The sequence below is a fragment of the Pseudomonas yamanorum genome (assembly GCF_013386765.1).
Classification (GTDB): Bacteria; Pseudomonadota; Gammaproteobacteria; order Pseudomonadales; family Pseudomonadaceae; genus Aquipseudomonas; species Aquipseudomonas yamanorum_A.
In genome coordinates this window covers 1-1036 of the sequence record NZ_JACARE010000056.1, presented here as the reverse complement: position 1 = coordinate 1036, position 1036 = coordinate 1, and the positions used below count along the sequence as shown (strand labels likewise).

1 protein-coding gene is annotated in these 1036 nt (G+C 59.8%); it reads left to right on the top strand.

Annotated elements, in window-relative coordinates; translation table 11 throughout:
• Positions 1-1036: DUF6531 domain-containing protein (locus HX875_RS30170; protein ID WP_177048481.1), on the top strand; the 1036-nt coding region annotated here is incomplete at both ends.

The window sequence follows — 1036 nt, the reverse complement described above, 5'->3', positions numbered from 1 at the left end:
AGCTTGTGGATGATGTGCCCGCCTCTGCCAAGAACCCTGGAGGAGATGCGGCCGCTCCCGCAGACAAGACCACAACCAATGGCTGCCCGGTGTCGATGGTTACCGGTGAGGAGCTGCTGACCCTTACAGACGGCTCGTTGGATGGCGTGCTGCCCTTTGCCTGGACGCGGTTGTATCGCAGCAGTGCGGTGGAAGTGGATTGCGGGTTGGGGTTTGGCTGGAGTCATGCGCTGGCTCAACGGTTGGTGATTAGCGGCGAGTCGGTGATCTGGACCGATCACGAAAACCGCAGCACTACGTTTCCCCTGCCCTCTTCTGCGCGACCGGCCATCACTAATAGCCTGGCGGAAGCAGGGATTTATCTGGGCGCTTTGCCTGATGAGTTGGTGCTGTCTCAGGCGTCCCTTTTCTACCACTTCCGTGACGGTGTACTGACGTCGATCAGCGACGCGTACGACAACCGGCTGCGTATTTCCCGAGACTACTCCGGGCGGATTCAGCGGATAGATAACGGTGCCGGTCAAGGGTTATTGCTGCGGTATGACCGCGGACACATCGTCGCCGTCGACTATCAGGTGCAGCGGGAACTGGACTGGGTTACCGAGCAGAACGTTGTTTCCTACACGTACGACGACGCCTGGCGGTTGATTGAGGCGACCAACGCTGTCGGCGAAAGCGAGCGTTATCGGTATGACGATCAGCAGGTGATCCTGGAGCGGCAACTGGCCGGTGGGGCGAGTTTCTTCTGGGAGTGGGAAAGGTCTGGCAAGGCTGCAAGGTGTATCCGCCACTGGGCCAGTTTTTCGCAGATGGACACGCGGTATGCCTGGGACGACAACGGCAGCGTCACGGTGCACAACGCCGATTGCAGCCAGGAAGTCTACGTCCACGACCAGCGTGCACGGCTGGTGCAGCGGATTGATCCAGACGGCGCCGAGCACTTCAAATCCTACGATGAAAAAGGCCGGCTGACGGTCGAGCAGGATCCGCTGGGGGCGGTAACGGCCTATCAATACGACGAAGCCGGTCGGTTGAT